General features: G+C 69.9%; 12 protein-coding genes. All 12 read right to left on the bottom strand.

What is annotated here, in order from left to right; translation table 11 throughout:
• Nucleotides 1-44: 44 nt before the first annotated feature.
• On the bottom strand, nt 45-1,235 hold the full coding sequence (locus tag OG978_RS14135) for a hypothetical protein (RefSeq protein ID WP_326765565.1): 1,191 nt from the start codon (nt 1,233-1,235) through the stop codon (nt 45-47).
• 89 nt (nt 1,236-1,324) lie between these two features.
• The gene (locus tag OG978_RS14140; RefSeq protein ID WP_326765566.1) at nt 1,325-3,250 is read right to left on the bottom strand and encodes a TIGR03960 family B12-binding radical SAM protein; all 1,926 of its coding nucleotides are present in this window, start codon (nt 3,248-3,250) and stop codon (nt 1,325-1,327) included.
• Between the two features lie 50 nt (nt 3,251-3,300).
• Nucleotides 3,301-4,821 (bottom strand): CYTH and CHAD domain-containing protein, encoded by a 1,521-nt coding sequence (locus OG978_RS14145; RefSeq protein ID WP_326765567.1) that lies wholly within the window; start codon nt 4,819-4,821, stop codon nt 3,301-3,303.
• A 51-nt stretch (nt 4,822-4,872) separates the two neighbouring features.
• Complete coding sequence (gene rodA, locus OG978_RS14150; RefSeq protein ID WP_326765568.1) at nt 4,873-6,063, bottom strand: rod shape-determining protein RodA; 1,191 nt, start codon at nt 6,061-6,063, stop codon at nt 4,873-4,875.
• Nucleotides 6,063-8,228 (bottom strand): penicillin-binding protein 2, encoded by a 2,166-nt coding sequence (gene mrdA / locus OG978_RS14155; protein WP_326765569.1) that lies wholly within the window; start codon nt 8,226-8,228, stop codon nt 6,063-6,065. Before mrdA ends, rodA begins: the two co-directional genes overlap by 1 nt.
• A 61-nt stretch (nt 8,229-8,289) precedes the next feature.
• Entirely contained in the window at nt 8,290-8,952 is a 663-nt protein-coding gene (gene mreD, locus OG978_RS14160) for a rod shape-determining protein MreD (RefSeq protein WP_326765570.1), read from the bottom strand.
• Between the two features lie 11 nt (nt 8,953-8,963).
• On the bottom strand, nt 8,964-10,016 hold the full coding sequence (mreC, locus tag OG978_RS14165) for a rod shape-determining protein MreC (RefSeq protein ID WP_326765571.1): 1,053 nt from the start codon (nt 10,014-10,016) through the stop codon (nt 8,964-8,966).
• 129 nt (nt 10,017-10,145) lie between these two features.
• Nucleotides 10,146-11,165, bottom strand: a complete 1,020-nt coding sequence (locus OG978_RS14170) for a rod shape-determining protein (protein WP_326765572.1) — start codon at nt 11,163-11,165, stop codon at nt 10,146-10,148.
• 290 nt (nt 11,166-11,455) lie between these two features.
• Nucleotides 11,456-11,869, bottom strand: a complete 414-nt coding sequence (ndk, locus tag OG978_RS14175) for a nucleoside-diphosphate kinase (RefSeq protein ID WP_124717727.1) — start codon at nt 11,867-11,869, stop codon at nt 11,456-11,458.
• A 178-nt stretch (nt 11,870-12,047) separates the two neighbouring features.
• Nucleotides 12,048-12,386, bottom strand: a complete 339-nt coding sequence (locus OG978_RS14180) for a DUF4233 domain-containing protein (protein ID WP_326765573.1) — start codon at nt 12,384-12,386, stop codon at nt 12,048-12,050.
• A gap of 4 nt (nt 12,387-12,390) precedes the next feature.
• A complete protein-coding gene (gene folC, locus OG978_RS14185) occupies nt 12,391-13,914 on the bottom strand; it encodes a bifunctional tetrahydrofolate synthase/dihydrofolate synthase (protein WP_326765574.1) in 1,524 nt (507 codons plus the stop codon).
• Between the two features lie 329 nt (nt 13,915-14,243).
• Complete coding sequence (locus OG978_RS14190; protein ID WP_326765575.1) at nt 14,244-16,892, bottom strand: valine--tRNA ligase; 2,649 nt, start codon at nt 16,890-16,892, stop codon at nt 14,244-14,246.
• Nucleotides 16,893-16,915 lie beyond the last annotated feature (23 nt).

Raw genomic sequence — 16,915 nt, forward strand, 5'->3', positions numbered from 1 at the left:
GCGCCGCCCTCGAAATGCGGGTGGCCCGGGGTGTCCGGTCCGGCTCACCCCCGCTCGGCGTTCTTCTCTCCGAGCGAGGAGATCTCTGGTTCGGGCGCCGCGCTGGGCACAGTCGTTGTACTACCCAGAGTACGCGCAAGGGCCCCTCCCGGTTCCCGGGGCTCGGGCGCCCCCTGCCCGCCGACCAGCGCCCGCCATGCGTCACGCCGTGCCCGGCGCACGGTCTCGCCCGCCGAGCGCAGCGCCGACCGGGCCGCGCGCCCCGCCTCGGCGGCGGCCCGCCTGGCCGGGGCCCAGACCTGGTCGCGCACGAAATGTCCCACCGGTGTGCAGACCGTGCGGTAGACCCAGGTCACCGGCGCACCGACCAGATGCCAGGCCAGCCAGGCGACGGCCCGGCCGACGGCCCGCGAGATGTACCCCGCGATGCGCCAGGCGACGCCGAGGGCCGCGGCGATCTCCCGGCCGACCGGGGCCAGGACCCGCCGGTACAGCCAACGCAGCGGCGCGACCAGCAGGGTCGTGACCAGCCACACCACCGCCGTCCACAGGCCGGTCCCGATGGCCGCGATCCCGCGCGCCAGCCGGTCGAGCAGCCAGGCGATGCCGTGGCCGAGCGGCGTGAGGACTTCCCGGTACACCCAGCCCAGCGGCCGTACGACCAGGTGCTCGGCCAGCCAGGCGGCAGCGAGCGCGAGGGGCACCAGGACGTACCGCCACAGGCCGGTCACCGGCCAGACGAAGAGAGCGGTGAGAACCCAGCCGACGGCCGTACGGATCCCCCGTCCGGCGGGTGCGAGCAGCGCCCGGTACACCCACCGCAGCCCGTGTCCGACCGGGGTGAGCACCGACTCGTACAGCCACACCACCGGCACCACCAGCCCGTACCGCACCGCGGGCACCAGCACATACCGCCAGAGCGCGACCCACGGCCACACGAAGACCGCCGCGGCCAGCCACAGCAGCGCATGGCCGAGCGGGGTGAGCACCGACTCGTACAACCAGACGGCGGGGATCACCACCAGCGTCCCGAACAGCCAGGACAGGGCGCGGCCCAGCGGACGCAGCAGGGTCCGGTCGACGGCGCGGCCCGCCACCACCAGGGCGTCCCAGATCATCCGTACGGGCAGCACGACGACCAGCACCACGATCCGTACCGGAATCCGGATCAGCGTGGTCAGACAGCCCTCGCCGGGTTCGTAATGCGCGGGGGCCTGGTGCTCGCCGTAGTCCATGCCGTACATGACGCGAAGGCCCGGTCCGGAGTTTCCCGGACCGGGCCTTCGTCATCGAGCTGTCATCTGCGGGGACGCGCTCGCGGCGGCTACTTCACGACCGACAGCGGCAGCAGCTTCTTGCCGGTCGGGCCGATCTGGATGCTGGTGTCCATCTGCGGGCAGACGCCGCAGTCGAAGCACGGGGTCCAGCGGCAGTCCTCGACCTCGGTCTCGTCGAGCGAGTCCTGCCAGTCCTCCCAGAGCCAGTCCTTGTCGAGGCCGGAGTCCAGGTGGTCCCAGGGCAGGACCTCCTCGTAGGTCCGCTCGCGGGTGGTGTACCAGTCGACGTCCACGCCGTACTCGGGCAGCGTCTTCTCGGCGGCGGTCATCCAGCGGTCGTAGCTGAAGTGCTCGCGCCAGCCGTCGAAGCGGCCGCCGGACTCGTAGACCGCGCGGATGACGGAGCCGACGCGCCGGTCGCCGCGCGAGAGCAGGCCCTCGACGATGCCGGGCTTGCCGTCGTGGTAGCGGAAGCCGATGGAGCGGCCGTACTTCTTGTCGCCGCGGATCTTGTCGCGGAGCTTGGTGAGCCGGGCGTCGGTCTCCTCGGCGCTCAGCTGCGGGGCCCACTGGAACGGCGTGTGCGGCTTGGGCACGAAACCGCCGATGGAGACGGTGCAGCGGATGTCGTTCTGCCCGGAGACCTCGCGGCCCTTGGCGATCACATTGACCGCCATGTCGCCGATCTGGAGGACGTCCTCGTCGGTCTCGGTGGGCAGGCCGCACATGAAGTACAGCTTCACCTGGCGCCAGCCGTTGCCGTACGCGGTGGCGACGGTACGGATGAGGTCCTCTTCCGAGACCATCTTGTTGATGACCTTGCGCATGCGCTCGGAGCCGCCCTCGGGGGCGAAGGTGAGACCGGAGCGGCGGCCGTTGCGGGTCAGCTCGTTGGCCAGGTCCACGTTGAACGCGTCGACGCGGGTGGACGGCAGCGAGAGGCCGATCTTGTCCTCGGTGTACCGGTCGGCGAGGCCCTTGGCGATCTCCCCGATCTCGGTGTGGTCCGCGGAGGAGAGCGAGAGCAGGCCGACCTCCTCGAAGCCGGTCGCCTTGAGGCCCTTCTCGACCATCTCGCCGATGCCGGTGATGCTTCGCTCCCGCACGGGGCGCGTGATCATGCCGGCCTGGCAGAAACGGCAGCCGCGGGTGCAGCCGCGGAAGATCTCGACGGACATCCGCTCGTGGACGGTCTCGGCGAGGGGCACGAGGGGCTGCTTCGGGTACGGCCACTCGTCGAGGTCCATCACGGTGTGCTTGGACACCCGCCACGGCACGCCCGACTTGTTGGGCACGACGCGTCCGATGCGCCCGTCCGGGAGGTACTCGACGTCGTAGAAGCCCGGGACGTAGACGCCGCCGGTCTTCGCGAGGCGGAAGAGCACCTCCTCGCGGCCGCCGGGGCGGCCCTCGGCCTTCCAGGCGCGGACGATCTCGGTGATCTCCAGGACGGCCTGCTCGCCGTCGCCGACGACCGCGCAGTCGATGAACTCGGCGATCGGCTCGGGGTTGAACGCGGCGTGGCCGCCGGCCAGCACGATCGGGTCGTCGACGGTGCGGTCCCGGGCCTCCAGCGGGATGCCCGCGAGATCCAGGGCGGTGAGCATGTTGGTGTAGCCGAGCTCGGTGGAGAAGCTCAGCCCGAAGACGTCGAACGCCTTGACCGGGCGGTGGCTGTCCACGGTGAACTGCGGGACCTTGTGCTCGCGCATCAGCTCCTCGAGGTCCGGCCACACGCTGTAGGTGCGCTCGGCGAGGACGCCCTGGCGCTCGTTGAGCACCTCGTAGAGGATCATGACGCCCTGGTTGGGGAGCCCGACCTCGTACGCGTCCGGGTACATCAGTGCCCAGCGGACGTCGCATTCGTCCCACGGCTTGACGGTGGAGTTCAGTTCACCGCCGACGTACTGGATGGGCTTCTGCACATGCGGGAGCAGAGCTTCGAGCTGTGGGAAGACCGAATCGACAGACATCGCGAACTTTCGAGAGCCGGCAAGGGTGACCATCAAGCGTACCCCGATGCTCAGTCTCCCAGCGCCGCCCGGAGCTCCGCCCGCGACGCCCGCTCCCACACCTGGGGCAGCTCCCGTTCCCGGTCGGCGGCGGTCGCCTCCTCCCGCCCGTGGAGCAGTCCCCAGGTGAAGGCCGACTCCCCCGCCGCGTGCGCCTGGACGGCCAGGGTGCGCAGGGCCTCGCGGGTCACCACGCTGTCCTGGTGATCGCCGAGGAGGCTCTGCACGGCCTTCATCCGTTTGGCGAACCGCTTGGCGGGCTTGCCGAGCGCGGGGCGGGCCGCCTCCGCCGCGTACCGGGCACGTTTGGCGGCCTTGCGGGCCTCGTGCATGGCCAGGTCCCGGTCGTGGCCGGGCGGGAGCTCCAGGGCATGGCCGACCCGGGCCGCGAGGCGCCCGTACTCCTTCAGCACGGCGCGGGGCAGCGCCCGCCCGGGGGCACGGGACGCGCCGGGCAGCAGGGGCGGGTCGGCGAGCAGGGTGTCGAGGCTCTCCAGGAGGGCCAGATACCGCTTCCCGTCGAGCACCGCGACAGTGCGGCGGCGGGAGCCGTTCCGCCGGGCCACCGACCAGATCCGGAGCCGTCCGCGGACCGGGCCGAGGACCAGGGTGCGGGGCAGTTCGGCGAGGCGGGCGCGGAGCCGGGCGTCGAGCACCTCCTGGTCTCGGTCGATGCCGAGCTCGGCGGCCAGCCATTTCAGCTCGTCGCCGACCGGGTCGGTGACGCCGCGGTCGAGGATCTTCCGGTACGTCCGCAGTGCGCTGCGCAGCCTTCGGGTGGCGACCCGCATCTGGTGCACGGAGTCGGGGAGGTCGCGGCGCACCGCGGGGTCGAGGGCGACGATCGCCTCGGTCTGGTGACGGATGTACGCGAGGACGTGGTCGCCCGCGGTGGGCCGCCGGGGCTTACCGTCGGGGCGCTTCTTCCGCTTCGGCGCGGTCTCGGCAAGCGCCCTGGCCAGCTTGGACGGGGACGCGGACGGGCGGACCCCGGCCTTGCGCAGCCGGCGCTCCACGGCGTCGAGGAAGGCGGGGTCGCCGTCGTCGGCGAGCTCGGCCTCGATCTCGGTCCAGACGGCCGTGCCGTCGCCGCCGGTCAGCCGTTCGGCCCGCACCTGGTCGACGCTGACCTCGGCGAGCAGGGCGCCCTCGGCGTCGAGGAGGTGGTGGACGTCGCGGGCGGAGACCAGCCGGACGACGGGAACGAGCCCGCGGTCACGGACCCGGGAGCGCAGCAGCCCCGCGAAGGAGCGCGGCAGGGTGTCGGAGAGCGGTTCCCGCAGCTCGTCCCGGATGCCGGAGGCGACCGGGAACTTCAGGTGCCAGCCGGCGTCGCTCCCGCCGGTGCGGCGGCGCAGGGTGAGGGAGTCCGCCGCGAGCCGGAGGTCCTCGGTGTCGTAGTAGACGGCGTCCAGTTCGCTGACGCCCCGGTGGGCGACGGCCGAGACCCCGGCCACCCGGCTCAGGTCCGGGAGCCGGGTCTCCGCGGTGGCTTCGTACTTCCGCTCGATCTCACGCTTCGAGTCCGCCATGAACCGAATCTAGACGTGTTGTACGCGAATGGGCAGTGCTCCCGCACCGGCTCAGGCGCTTATCGGCCGTTGCACCCTGATCGACTGGAGCAGCCCGACGGCCACCCAGACGGCGAACATCGAGGAACCTCCGTACGACACGAACGGCAGCGGGAGCCCGGCGACCGGCATGATGCCGAGCGTCATCCCGATGTTCTCGAAGGCCTGGAAGGCGAACCAGGCGATGATTCCGGCGGCGACGACCGTGCCGTACAGCTCGGTCGTCTCGCGGGCGATCCGGCAGGCGCGCCACAGGACGACGCCGAGCAGGACGAGGATCAGCCCGGCGCCGAGGAAGCCGAGCTCCTCGCCCGCGACGGTGAAGACGAAGTCGGTCTGCTGCTCGGGGACGAACTGGCCGGTGGTCTGGGTGCCGTGGAAGAGCCCCGTTCCGGAGAGGCCGCCGGAGCCGATCGCGATGCGGGCCTGGTTGGTGTTGTAGCCAACGCCCGCCGGGTCGAGCGCGGGGTTGGCGAAGGCTGCGAAGCGGGCGATCTGGTACTCGTCGAGCAGACCGAGCTGCCAGATCGCGATCGCGCCGGCCACGCCCGCGCCGAGCAGGCCGGCGATCCAGCGGTTCGACGCGCCGGAGGCGAGGAGCACGCCGAGCACGATGACGACCATGACCATCACGGAGCCGAGGTCCGGCATTCCCATGACGACGGCCATCGGGACGGCCGCCAGACCGAGGGCCTTGGCGACGGTCCGGTGGTCGGGATGGAGCTGGTCGCCCGCGTCGACGCGCTCGGCGAGCAGCATCGCCATGATCAGGATGATGGTGATCTTGGTGAACTCGGACGGCTGGAGCGAGAAGCCGCCGCCGATGATGATCCAGGCGTGAGCGCCGTTGACGGTGGCGCCGAGCGGGGTGAGCACCGCCAGCACGAGGAGCACCGAGAGGCCGTAGAGGATCGGGACGGCGCCGCGCAGGGTGCGGTGGCCGAGCCAGATCGTGCCGACCATCAGGGCGAAGCCGATGCCGGTGTTGAGGACGTGCCGGAAGAGGAAGTAGTACGGGTCGCCGTGGGTGAGCGAGTCGCGTCCCCGGGTCGCCGAGTAGACCAGCAGCGAGCCGATGAGGGAGAGCGCGAGCGCGGACCCGAGCAGCGGCCAGTCGAGTTTGCGTACGAGGGAGTCGCGGGCGGTGAGTTTGCCCCAGGCGGACCGCTCGGGGGCGTACCGCTGGACGGAGAAGCCGGCCATCAGTCGCGCCTCCCCAGGATCGCGGCGAGGGTCTGTTCCTCCGGGGTCTTCTGCGAGTCCGGGTTGTAGGGCTTGATCTCCGGGGCGTCGATCGAGCCGTCCTGCTGGATCTTCGGCAGGGACTTCTGCGGGGTGGGCAGCAGCGCCTTCTTCAGGTCCTGCTTGCCGGAGTCGTCGAGACCGTAGAGGGCGTCGTAAATGTTGCGCACGGCGGGCCCGGACGCACCGGAGCCCGTACCGCCCTGGGAGATCGTCATGACGATCGAGTAGTCCTTGGTGTACGTGGCGAACCAGGAGGTCGTCTGCTTGCCGTAGACCTCGGCCGTACCCGTCTTGGCGTGCATCGGGATCTTGTCCTGCGGCCAGCCGCCGAATCGCCAGGCGGCCGAACCACGGGTCGCGACTCCCGCGAGGGCACCGTCTATCTCGTTGCGGGTCTTGCGCGTGAAGGGCAGCTTGCCGTGCGACTTGGGCTTGATCTCCTGGACGGTCTTGCCGTCGCCGCTGACGACCGCCTTGCCGACGGTGGGGTCGTAGAGCGTGCCGCCGTTGGAGATCGCGGCGTAGATGGTGGCCATCTGGATCGGGGTGACCAGCGTGTCGCCCTGGCCGATCGAGTAGTTGACGGAGTCACCGGCGCGCATCTTGTTGCCTTCGAGGCAGTTCTCGTACGCGATCTGCTCGACGTACGTGCCGCCCTTCTTGCCCTGCTTGCACCAGGCGTCCTTGTTCGCCTTGTAGAAGTCCTGCTTCCACTTGCGGTCGGGGACCCGGCCGCTGACCTCGTTGGGGAGGTCGATACCGGTCTCCTTGCCGAGGCCGAACTGGTGGGCGGTCTTGTAGAACCAGTCCTTGGCGTTCTTCTTGGGGTTCATACCGCCGTCCTTCAGCCACTCCTTGTGCGCGATGCCGTAGTACACGGTGTCGCAGGAGACTTCGAGGGCCCGGCCGATGGTGATGGAGCCGTAGCCCTGGGACTCGAAGTTCTTGAAGGTCTGCCCGCCGACGTTGTACGAGCTGGGGCAGGGGTAGTTGCCGTTGAAGGGGTAGCCGGCGTTGACCGCGGCGGTCGAGGAGATGACCTTGAAGATCGAGCCGGGGGCGGCCTGGCCCTGGATGGCCCGGTTCAGCAGCGGGAAGTTGGAGTTCTTGCCGGTGAGCTTGGCGTAGTCCTTGGCGGAGATGCCGCCGACCCAGGAGTTGGGGTCGTAGTTCGGCAGCGAGGCCATCGAGACGACGCGGCCGGTCTTGGCCTCCATGACGACGACGGCGCCGGAGTCGGCCTTGTAGTTCTCCCCGGTGTTCTTGTCGAACGCCTTGCGGGCCGTCTTCATGGCCTCGTTGAGCTCGTACTCGGCGACGGCCTGGACCCGGGCGTCGATGGAGGTGACGACGCTGGAGCCGGGCTCCGCCTTGTCGTTCTTCGCCTCGCCGATGACCCGGCCGAGGTTGTCGACCTCGTAGCGGGTGACGCCGGCCTTGCCGCGCAGCTCCTTGTCGTAGGTGCGCTCCAGGCCGGAGCGGCCGACCTGGTCGGAGCGGAGGTACGGCGAGTCGGTGTCCTGAGCCTTGGTGATCTCCTCGTCGGTGACGGGCGAGAGGTAACCGAGGACCTGGGCGGTGTTGGCCTTGCCGGGGGCTCCGTACCGGCGTACGGCGGTGGGCTCGGCGGTGATGCCGGGGAAGTCCTCTGCGCGTTCGCGGATCTGGAGGGCCTGCTGGGTGGTGGCCTCGTCGGTGACCGGGATCGGCTGGTACGGCGAGCCGTTCCAGCAGGGCTGCGGCGTCTTCGAGTCGCAGAGCCGGACCTTGTCGAGGACTTCCTTGGGCTTCATGCCGAGGACGCCGGCGAGCCGGGTCAGAACGCTCTTGCCGTCGTCCTCCATCTTCATCAGCTCGGTGCGGCTCGCGGAGACGACCAGCCGGGTCTCGTTGTCGGCGAGGGGTACGCCGCGCGCGTCCAGGATGGAGCCTCGGACGGCGGGCTGGACGACCTGCTGGACATGGTTGTTCTTCGCCTCGTCGCTGTACTCCTGGCCGTTGCGGATCTGGAGGTACCAGAGGCGCCCGCCGAGGGTGAGCAGCAGGGAGAAGACGAGGACCTGGATGACGATGAGGCGGATCTGGACCCGTTGGGTCCGGCCGGTCTCGGGGATGTTGGTCACGGGGCGCCCCCGGTGGTGGTCGGGCCGGAGGTACGCGGGGTGTCCTGGCTGCGGTGCGTCCTCACAGTCGCTTGACCCCCTTGATCCGTCCGGCGCGGGCGGCGCGGCTGCGGGCGGCCTTGACGCGCAGTCCGCCGCGCTGGCTGCCGATCCGCAGTCCGGTGCCGGAGGCGAGCCAGCCCGCGGCCACGTCCCCGCCGCCGGTGGAGTCCGCGAGCGGGTCGTTCACCGTGCGTCTGGCGATCGCCATGATCAGCGGTACGACGAAGGGGGCGAGAAGCAGGTCGTAGACGGCCGCGGTGAACAGCAGGCTGCCGAGGCCGACATGACGGGCGGCCGTGTCCCCGACGAGCGCGCCGACCAGCGCGTACAGCAGGGTCGAGCCGATCGCCGCGGCGACGACCGCGACCATCGGGACGAAGGCCGACTTGAGCTGTCCGTTCTCCGGCCTGACCAGTCCGGCGAGGTAGCCGATGATGCACAGGACCAGTGCGTAGCGTCCGGCGGCGTGGTCGGCGGGCGGTGCCAGGTCGGCGAGGAGTCCCGCGCCGAAGCCGATGAGGGCGCCGCTGACATGCCCGTACACGAAGGCGAGGCCGAGGACGACGAGGAGCAGCAGGTCGGGCACGGCGCCGGGGAGCTGGAGGCGGGCGAGCACGGAGACCTGGACGACGAGGGCGACGACGACCAGGACGGCGGAGAGCAGAATCCGGTTCAGACGCATGGGGATCAGCTCTACCTCTGCTCGTTGACCGCGGTGCCGGTGTTCGGTGTGGCGTTCGGAGTGCCGTTCGCGTCCGGGCTGTTGCTCGGGTCCGGGCTCTCGTGGATGTTCCCGACCACGTTTCCTTCGGTGTCGACGATGTCGCCGTTGGGCGAGATCGTGACGGTGACGGTGGGGGTGGGCTTCGGCTTGGCGGGCTTGGCGGGCTGCTTCGGCAGGACCATGTCGCGGGGGTCCTCGCGCGGGGCCTGGACCACGACGCCGACGATGTCGAGCTTGGTGAAGCCGACGTACGGGCGGACGTAGACGGTACGGGTCAGGCCGCCGCCGGACGGGTCGACCCGGACGACCTCGCCGACCGGGACGCCGGGCACGAAGGGCTTGTCCTTGCTGGAGCCGAAGGTGACGAGCCGGTCGCCCTTCTTCACCTTGGCCTTGCCGTTGAGGAACTGGACGGACAACGGCCGGGAACCCTGACCGGTGGCGAAGCCGAGTTCGTCGGTCTTCTCCATACGGGTGCCGACGGTGAAGTCGGGGTCGTTGGCGAGGAGCACCGTGGAGGTGTCCGGGCCGACGGTGGTGACCCGGCCGACCAGACCGTCGCCGTTGATGACGGTCATGTCGCGCTTGATTCCGTCGTTGGAACCCGCGTCGATGGTGACCGTCCAGGAGAAGCCCTGGGCCGCTCCTATGGCGATGACCTCGGCGCCCTTGATGCCGTACTGACCGGTGGCCGACTTCTTCAGCATCCGGTCGAGTTCACGGACCCTGCTGCGGTTGCGGTCGTCGCTGCCGAGCTTCGTCTTGAGCGCGGCGTTCTGCTGTTCCAGCTCGGCGATCCGGTTGTGCCGTGCACCGGAGTCGCGTACCGCCCCTATGGCGTTGCCCACCGGGTCGACGGCTGCCGCGACGCCGTTCTCCACCGGCCCGAAGGCCGCTGCGGCGGCCCGCCGGGCGCCGTCCACCGGCGACTCCTCGCCGCCGCGGATGTCCACCGTGATCAATGCGAATGCGATGGCGATCAGCAGCACCAGGAGCAGCCGGCTCTCTCGTGTGTCCCTCACGTGCGGCGGCCGTGCCTTCCTCGTCGGAATGTTCGTGCCTGTATATCAACGATCGGCCGTACGGAGCGGCAGTGTTCCGTACAGCAGACCGCCGGGTTGTTCACCTGCGCGTTGTTCACCTGCGCGTTGTCACCTGCGGGGCTGGGCGTCCAGCACCTGCTGGAGCGCCTCGAACTCCTCGACGCACTTGCCGGATCCGAGCGCCACCGAGTCCAGCGGGTCCTCCGCGATGTGGATCGGCATGCCGGTCTCGCGGCGCAGCCGCTCGTCCAGTCCACGCAGCAGCGCGCCGCCGCCGGTGAGGACGATGCCGCGGTCCATGACGTCGCCGGAGAGCTCCGGCGGGCACTTGTCGAGCGTGGTCTTCACGGCGTCGACGATCGCGTTGACCGGCTCCTCGATGGCCTTGCGGACCTCGGCGGCCGAGACGACCACGGTCTTGGGCAGCCCGGAGACGAGGTCGCGGCCGCGGATCTCGGTGTGCTCGTCCTTGTCCAGGTCGTACGCGGAACCGATCGTGATCTTGATCTGTTCGGCGGTGCGCTCGCCGAGGAGGAGCGAGTACTCCTTCTTGATGTGCTGGATGATCGCGTTGTCCAGCTCGTCGCCGGCGGTCCGGATCGACTGGGCAGTGACGATTCCGCCGAGCGAGATGACCGCGACCTCGGTGGTGCCGCCACCGATGTCGACGACCATGTTGCCGGTGGCCTCGTGGACCGGAAGACCGGAACCGATGGCCGCCGCCATGGGCTCCTCGATGATGTGCACCTGGCGCGCGCCGGCCTGCGTCGACGCCTCGATGACGGCGCGCCGCTCGACCCCGGTGATGCCGGAGGGCACGCAGACGACGACCCGCGGGCGGGCCAGGTAGCGGCGCTTGTGGATCTTCAGGATGAAGTAGCGGAGCATCCGCTCGGTGATCTCGAAGTCGGCGATCACGCCGTCCTTCAGGGGCCGTACGGCAACGATGTTGCCCGGCGTGCGCCCGATCATCTTCTTGGCCTCGGAGCCGACCGCCAGGATGCCGCCGGTGTTGGTGTTGATGGCCACGACGGACGGCTCGTTCAGGACGATGCCGCGCCCCCTGACGTACACCAGCGTGTTGGCAGTCCCGAGGTCGATAGCCATGTCACGGCCGATGAACGACATTGAGTTCCCCTTGTTCCCCATTGAGGATGCGTCGGGCCTTCCGAGAACGCGATGTGGCTTGTTCTGGTCGGCGAGGTGAGCGCTGTGGGCGTGGAAGATTCCATCGTAGTGCCGTATTGACGGACACCGCGCGAGGGTACTTCGCCATTGTGGGCGGAACGGGTGGCTGTTCCACTCATGGTGACGTTACGTCGGAGGGATGCGTTCCCGCGATCCCGGACCCTATACCGAAGGGCGACCGAATTAATTCGGTCGCCCCAGGTCATGAGCGCTGTTCGGCTGATCGCGGATCAGACGAGGCCGGGGAAGAAGAGCTTCAGTTCCCGCTCCGCGGACTCCTCGGAGTCCGAGGCGTGGATGAGGTTCTCCCGGGTGATGGTGCCGAAGTCGCCGCGGATGGAACCGGGCGCGGCGGCGATCGGGTCGGTGGGGCCGGCCAGCGTACGGATGCCCTCGATGACCCGCTCGCCCTCGGCGACCAGCGCCACGATCGGGCCGGACTGCATGAACTCGACGAGCGGCTCGTAGAACGGGCGGCCGACGTGCTCGGCGTAGTGCTGCTCCAGCGTGGCACGGTCGAGGGTGCGCAGCTCCAGTGCGGTGATCCGCCAGCCGGCCTTGCGCTCGATCCGCCCGACGATCTCGCCGACCAGTCCGCGCCGGACAGCGTCGGGCTTGAGGAGAACGAGGGTGCGCTGGGTCATGGTGTGCGGCTCCTTGCAGGCATGCGGGTGCGGTGAACCGAGGCTACAGGGGTACGGGGACGGGCCGGCGGCCGGGTTTGGCCACCGGGTGCCGGTTCAGCCACCGGCCGGAGCCTGGAGCGTGTCCGCAGAGTCCCGCCTGGCCCGCGGGCGTACGCCGGGACTCTGCGGACTCGCTCTATGCCGCCTCCTGCGCCGCCCAGCGGGCCTTCGCCTCGTCGATCTTGCGGCCGTAGTACACCGAGGCCCACCACAGGCCGGCGAAGACCACGCCGAGGATGAACATCATCGGGACCACGAAGCCGCCCAGCACCAGGGCGATCTGCAGCGCCCAGCCGAGCTGTATCCCGCCGGGTCGGGTGATCATCCCGCAGAGCAGCACGGTCAGCAGCATGCCGATGCCGCAGACCGTCCAGACCGTGGCACCGGTCAGGTCGTCGGACTTCATCGCCACGAGTCCGGCGAAGCCGATCACGAAGAACTCGCCGATCAACGTGGATGCACAGAGCGTACGCATGGGGTCAGCGCCTTCCCAGAAGCAGCCGGGCCTCGCCGACCGTGATCACGGAACCGGTCACCAGAACACCGGCGCCCGCGTACTCGTCCTCCTCCTCGGCGAGGGTGATCGCCGCCTCCAGGGCGTCGTCCAGGCGCGGCTCCACCTGGACGCGGTCCTCGCCGAAGACCTCGACCGCGATGGCGGCCAGTTCATCGACGTCCATCGCGCGGCCGCTGGAGTTCTGCGTGACGACGACCTCGGCGAAGATCGGCTCGAAGGCTTCGAGGAGTCCCTTGACGTCCTTGTCGCCGCTGGTGCCGACGACTCCGATCAGCCGGGAGAAGCCGAACGCCTCGGAGAGCCCGTCGGCGGTGGCGCGGGCGCCCGCCGGGTTGTGCGCCGCGTCCAGGACGACGGTGGGGCTGCTGCGGACGACTTCGAGGCGGCCCGGGGAGATCACCGAGGCGAAGGCCCGGCGGACCGTGTCGACGTCGAGCGAACCGGGCTGCTCGGCGCCGATCCCGAAGAACGCCTCCACCGCGGAGAGCGCCACCGCGGCGTTGTGCGCCTGGTGGGCGCCGTACAGCGGGAGGAAGATCTCCTCGTACTCGCCACCGAGGCCGCGCAGCGTCAGCAGCTGGCCGCCGACGGCGACCTCGCGGGCGACGACGCCGAACTCCATGCCCTCGCGGGCGACCGTGGCGTCGACCTCGACGGCCTTCTTCAGCATGACCTGCGCGGCGTCGACGGGCTGCTGGGCCAGGATGACCGTGGCGCCCTGCTTGATGATCCCGGCCTTCTCACCGGCGATCTCGGCGGGCGTGGTGCCGAGCCGGTCGGTGTGGTCCAGCGAGATCGGGGTGACGACGGCGACCGAGGAGTCGATGACGTTCGTCGCGTCCCAGCTGCCGCCCATGCCGACCTCGACGACCGCGACGTCGACCGGCGCGTCGGCGAAGGCCGCGTAGGCCATGCCCGTCAGCACCTCGAAGAAGGAGAGCCGGTACGGCTGCTGGGTGTCGACCATCTCCACGTACGGCTTGATGTCCTGGTACGCCTCGATGAACCGCTCGGGGTCGATCGGGGCGCCGTCCAGGCTGATCCGCTCGGTGATCGACTGGACGTGCGGCGAGGTGTAGCGGCCGGTACGCAGGTCGAAGGCGCCGAGCAGCGCCTCGATCATGCGGGCCGTGCTCGTCTTGCCGTTGGTCCCGGTGATGTGGATCGAGGGGTACGCGCGCTGCGGCTCGCCGAGCACGTCCATCAGCGCGGCGATGCGCGTGACGGAGGGCTCCAGCTTGGTCTCGCCCCAGCGCCCGGCGAGCTCCTGCTCCACGGCGCGCAGCGCCTTGTCCACCTCGGGGTCGGCGGGGCGGGCGGGGACCTCTTCGCCCTGCGGCGGTCCGGAGCGGGTGCGCAGCGTGCGGCTCCCGGCCTCGATCACCGCCAGGTCGGGGTCTCGCTGGGTCTCTTCGTCGACGATCTCCGCGAAGGTGTCGTCGGAATCGGAGTTGTCGTGCCGGTCGGAAGGGCGGGGCTCACTCACGGGGCCCAGTCTACGGATGGGCACGGACATCGCACGCAGCGCCCGGTGCGGGCACGGATGTCGGAGGCAGGGTCTTCCGTTTGGATCAGGCCGGATCAGGGAGCGGGGTCCGGTGACGTGCATCGCAAGGCGGAGGAGGGAGTCGGATGGGGCCTCCCCTGCTCGAGCGGAGCCGAGAGCTCGGGGAAGGAGCCCTGGCGACCGACGACAACGCGGCGAGGCGCGGCACCGGGGCACGCGAGCCCGGCCTGATCCAAACAAGAGGCCCTGAAGGCGGAGCCCCCGCGCCCCTGGTCGGTCAGGGGTACGGGGGCTCCGTGCTCAGGGGATCAGCTCTGCGGCAGGTTCGCCAGCTGGCCGGAGATCCGCTCGATGTCGGCCTCGGCCTTGGCGAGCCGGCCGCGGATCTTGTCGACCACGTTGTCCGGGGCCTTGCCGAGGAACGCCTCGTTGGAGAGCTTGCCGACCGCCTGGGCCTTCTCCTTCTCGGCGGCGCCCAGGTCCTTCGTCAGGCGCTTGCGCTCGGCCTCGACATCGATGGTGCCGGAGAGGTCGAGGGCGACCGTGGCCCCCGCGACGGGCAGCGACGCGGTGGCGTGGAAGCCCTCCTCGGCGGGCTGGAGCCGCAGCAGCTGGCGGATGGCCGCCTCGTGCGGGGCGAGCGGCGTGCCGGTCAGGGTGAGCTCGGCCGGGACCTTCTGGCCGGGCTGCAGGCCCTGGTCGGAGCGGAACCGGCGGACCTCGGTGACGACCTGCTGGACGAGGGCGATCTCCTGCTCGGCCGCGTCGTCGCGGAAGCCGCCCGGGGCGCCGGCCCCAGGAACGGACACAGCCTTCGGCCAGTCGGCGATGACGACGGACTCCCGGCCGGTGAGCGCGGTCCAGAGCGTCTCCGTGACGAACGGGACGACCGGGTGCAGCAGGCGCAGCATCACGTCGAGGACCTCGCCGAGGACCCGGCCCGAGACCTCGGCCGGCCGGCCGCCCGCGAAGAACGTGGTCTTGGACAGCTCGACGTACCAGTCGAAGACCTCGTCCCAGGCGAAGTGCCGCAGCGCCTCGCTGAGCTTGGAGAACTGGAAGTCGTCGTAGTACGCGTCGACTTCGGCGACCGTCTTGCCCAGCCGGGAGAGGATCCAGCGGTCGGTGACCGACATCTCGTCGGCGGACGGCAGTTCGCCCTCGATCGTGGCGCCGTTCATCAGCGCGAAGCGGGTGGCGTTCCAGATCTTGTTGGCGAACTTGGCGGAGCCTTGGACCCACTCCTCGCCGATCGGGACGTCGACGCCGGGGTTGGCGCCGCGCGCCAGGGTGAAGCGCAGCGCGTCGGAGCCGTACTTGTCCATCCAGTCCAGCGGGTTGACGACATTGCCGAAGGACTTCGACATCTTCTTGCCGTACTCGTCGCGGACCATGCCGTGCAGGACGACGGTCTCGAACGGCGGGACGCCGTCGTTGACGTACAGGCCGAACATCATCATCCGGGCGACCCAGAAGAAGAGGATGTCGTAGCCGGTGACCAGGACCGAGTTCGGGTAGAACTTCGCGAGGCTGTCGGTCTGTTCGGGCCAGCCCAGCGTGGAGAACGGCCACAGGCCGGAGGAGAACCAGGTGTCCAGGACGTCGCTGTCCTGCGTCCAGCCCTCACCGGTGGGGGCCTCGTCGTCCGGTCCGACGCAGACCATCTCTCCGTCGGGTCCGTGCCAGACGGGGATGCGGTGCCCCCACCACAGCTGGCGCGAGATGCACCAGTCGTGGAGGTTGTCGACCCAGTCGAAGTACCGCTTCTCCATCTCCTGCGGGTGGATCGTGACCTTGCCGTCGCGGACGGCGTCACCGGCCGCCTTGGCGAGCGGGGCGACCCTGACCCACCACTGCATGGACAGCCGCGGCTCGACGGTGGTCTTGCAGCGCGAGCAGTGGCCGACGGAGTGGATGTACGGACGCTTCTCGGCGACGATCCGGCCCTCGGCGCGCAGCGCGCCGACGATGGCGGAGCGGGCCTCCAGCCGGTCCAGGCCCTCGAACGGACCGGGGACGGTGATGACCGCGCGCTCGTCCATGACCGTGAGGAACGGCAGGTCGTGGCGCGTACCGATCTCGAAGTCGTTCGGGTCGTGGGCGGGCGTGACCTTGACGGCGCCGGTGCCGAACTCCGGGTCGACGTGGTGGTCGGCGACGACGGGGATCGTGCGGTTGGTCAGCGGCAGCCTGATCTGCTTGCCGACGAGGTGCTTGTAGCGCTCGTCGTCGGGGTGGACGGCGACGGCGGTGTCACCGAGCATCGTCTCGGCGCGGGTCGTGGCGACGACGATGGTGTCGTCCCCGTCCCCGTACGTCATGGAGACGAGCTCGCCGTCGTCGTCCTGGTACTCGACCTCGATGTCCGAGATCGCCGTCAGACAGCGCGGGCACCAGTTGACGATGCGCTCTTTGCGATAGATGAGCTCCTCGTCGTACATCCGCTTGAAGATGGTCTGGACGGCGGTGGACAGGCCCTCGTCCATGGTGAAGCGCTCACGGGACCAGGCGACGCCCTCGCCGAGGCGGCGCATCTGGCCGGAGATCTGGCCGCCGGACTCGTTCTTCCACTTCCAGACACGCTCGACGAAGGCCTCGCGGCCCAGGTCGTGGCGGGACTTGCCCTCCTTGCCGAGCTCGCGCTCGACGACGTTCTGGGTGGCGATGCCGGCGTGGTCCATGCCGGGCTGGTAGAGCGCCTCGAAGCCCTGCATGCGCTTGCGTCGGACGAGGGCGTCGATCAGCGTGTGCTCGAAGGCGTGCCCGAGGTGCAGGCTGCCCGTGACGTTCGGCGGCGGGATGACGATCGAGTACGGCGGCTTCTCGCTGTGCTCGTCGGCTTCGAAGTAACCCCGTTCTACCCAGCGCTCATACAGCTTCCCCTCTACCTCGGCCGGTGCGTACTGGGTCGGCAGTTCGGGGTTGCTGGCTGGCGTCTGCTGAGTGTTCTCGGTCACGGGGGACAGTTTAGGGCCGTCAC

Source organism: Streptomyces sp. NBC_01591 (assembly GCF_035918155.1).
In the GTDB taxonomy this organism is placed as follows: Bacteria; Actinomycetota; Actinomycetes; order Streptomycetales; family Streptomycetaceae; genus Streptomyces.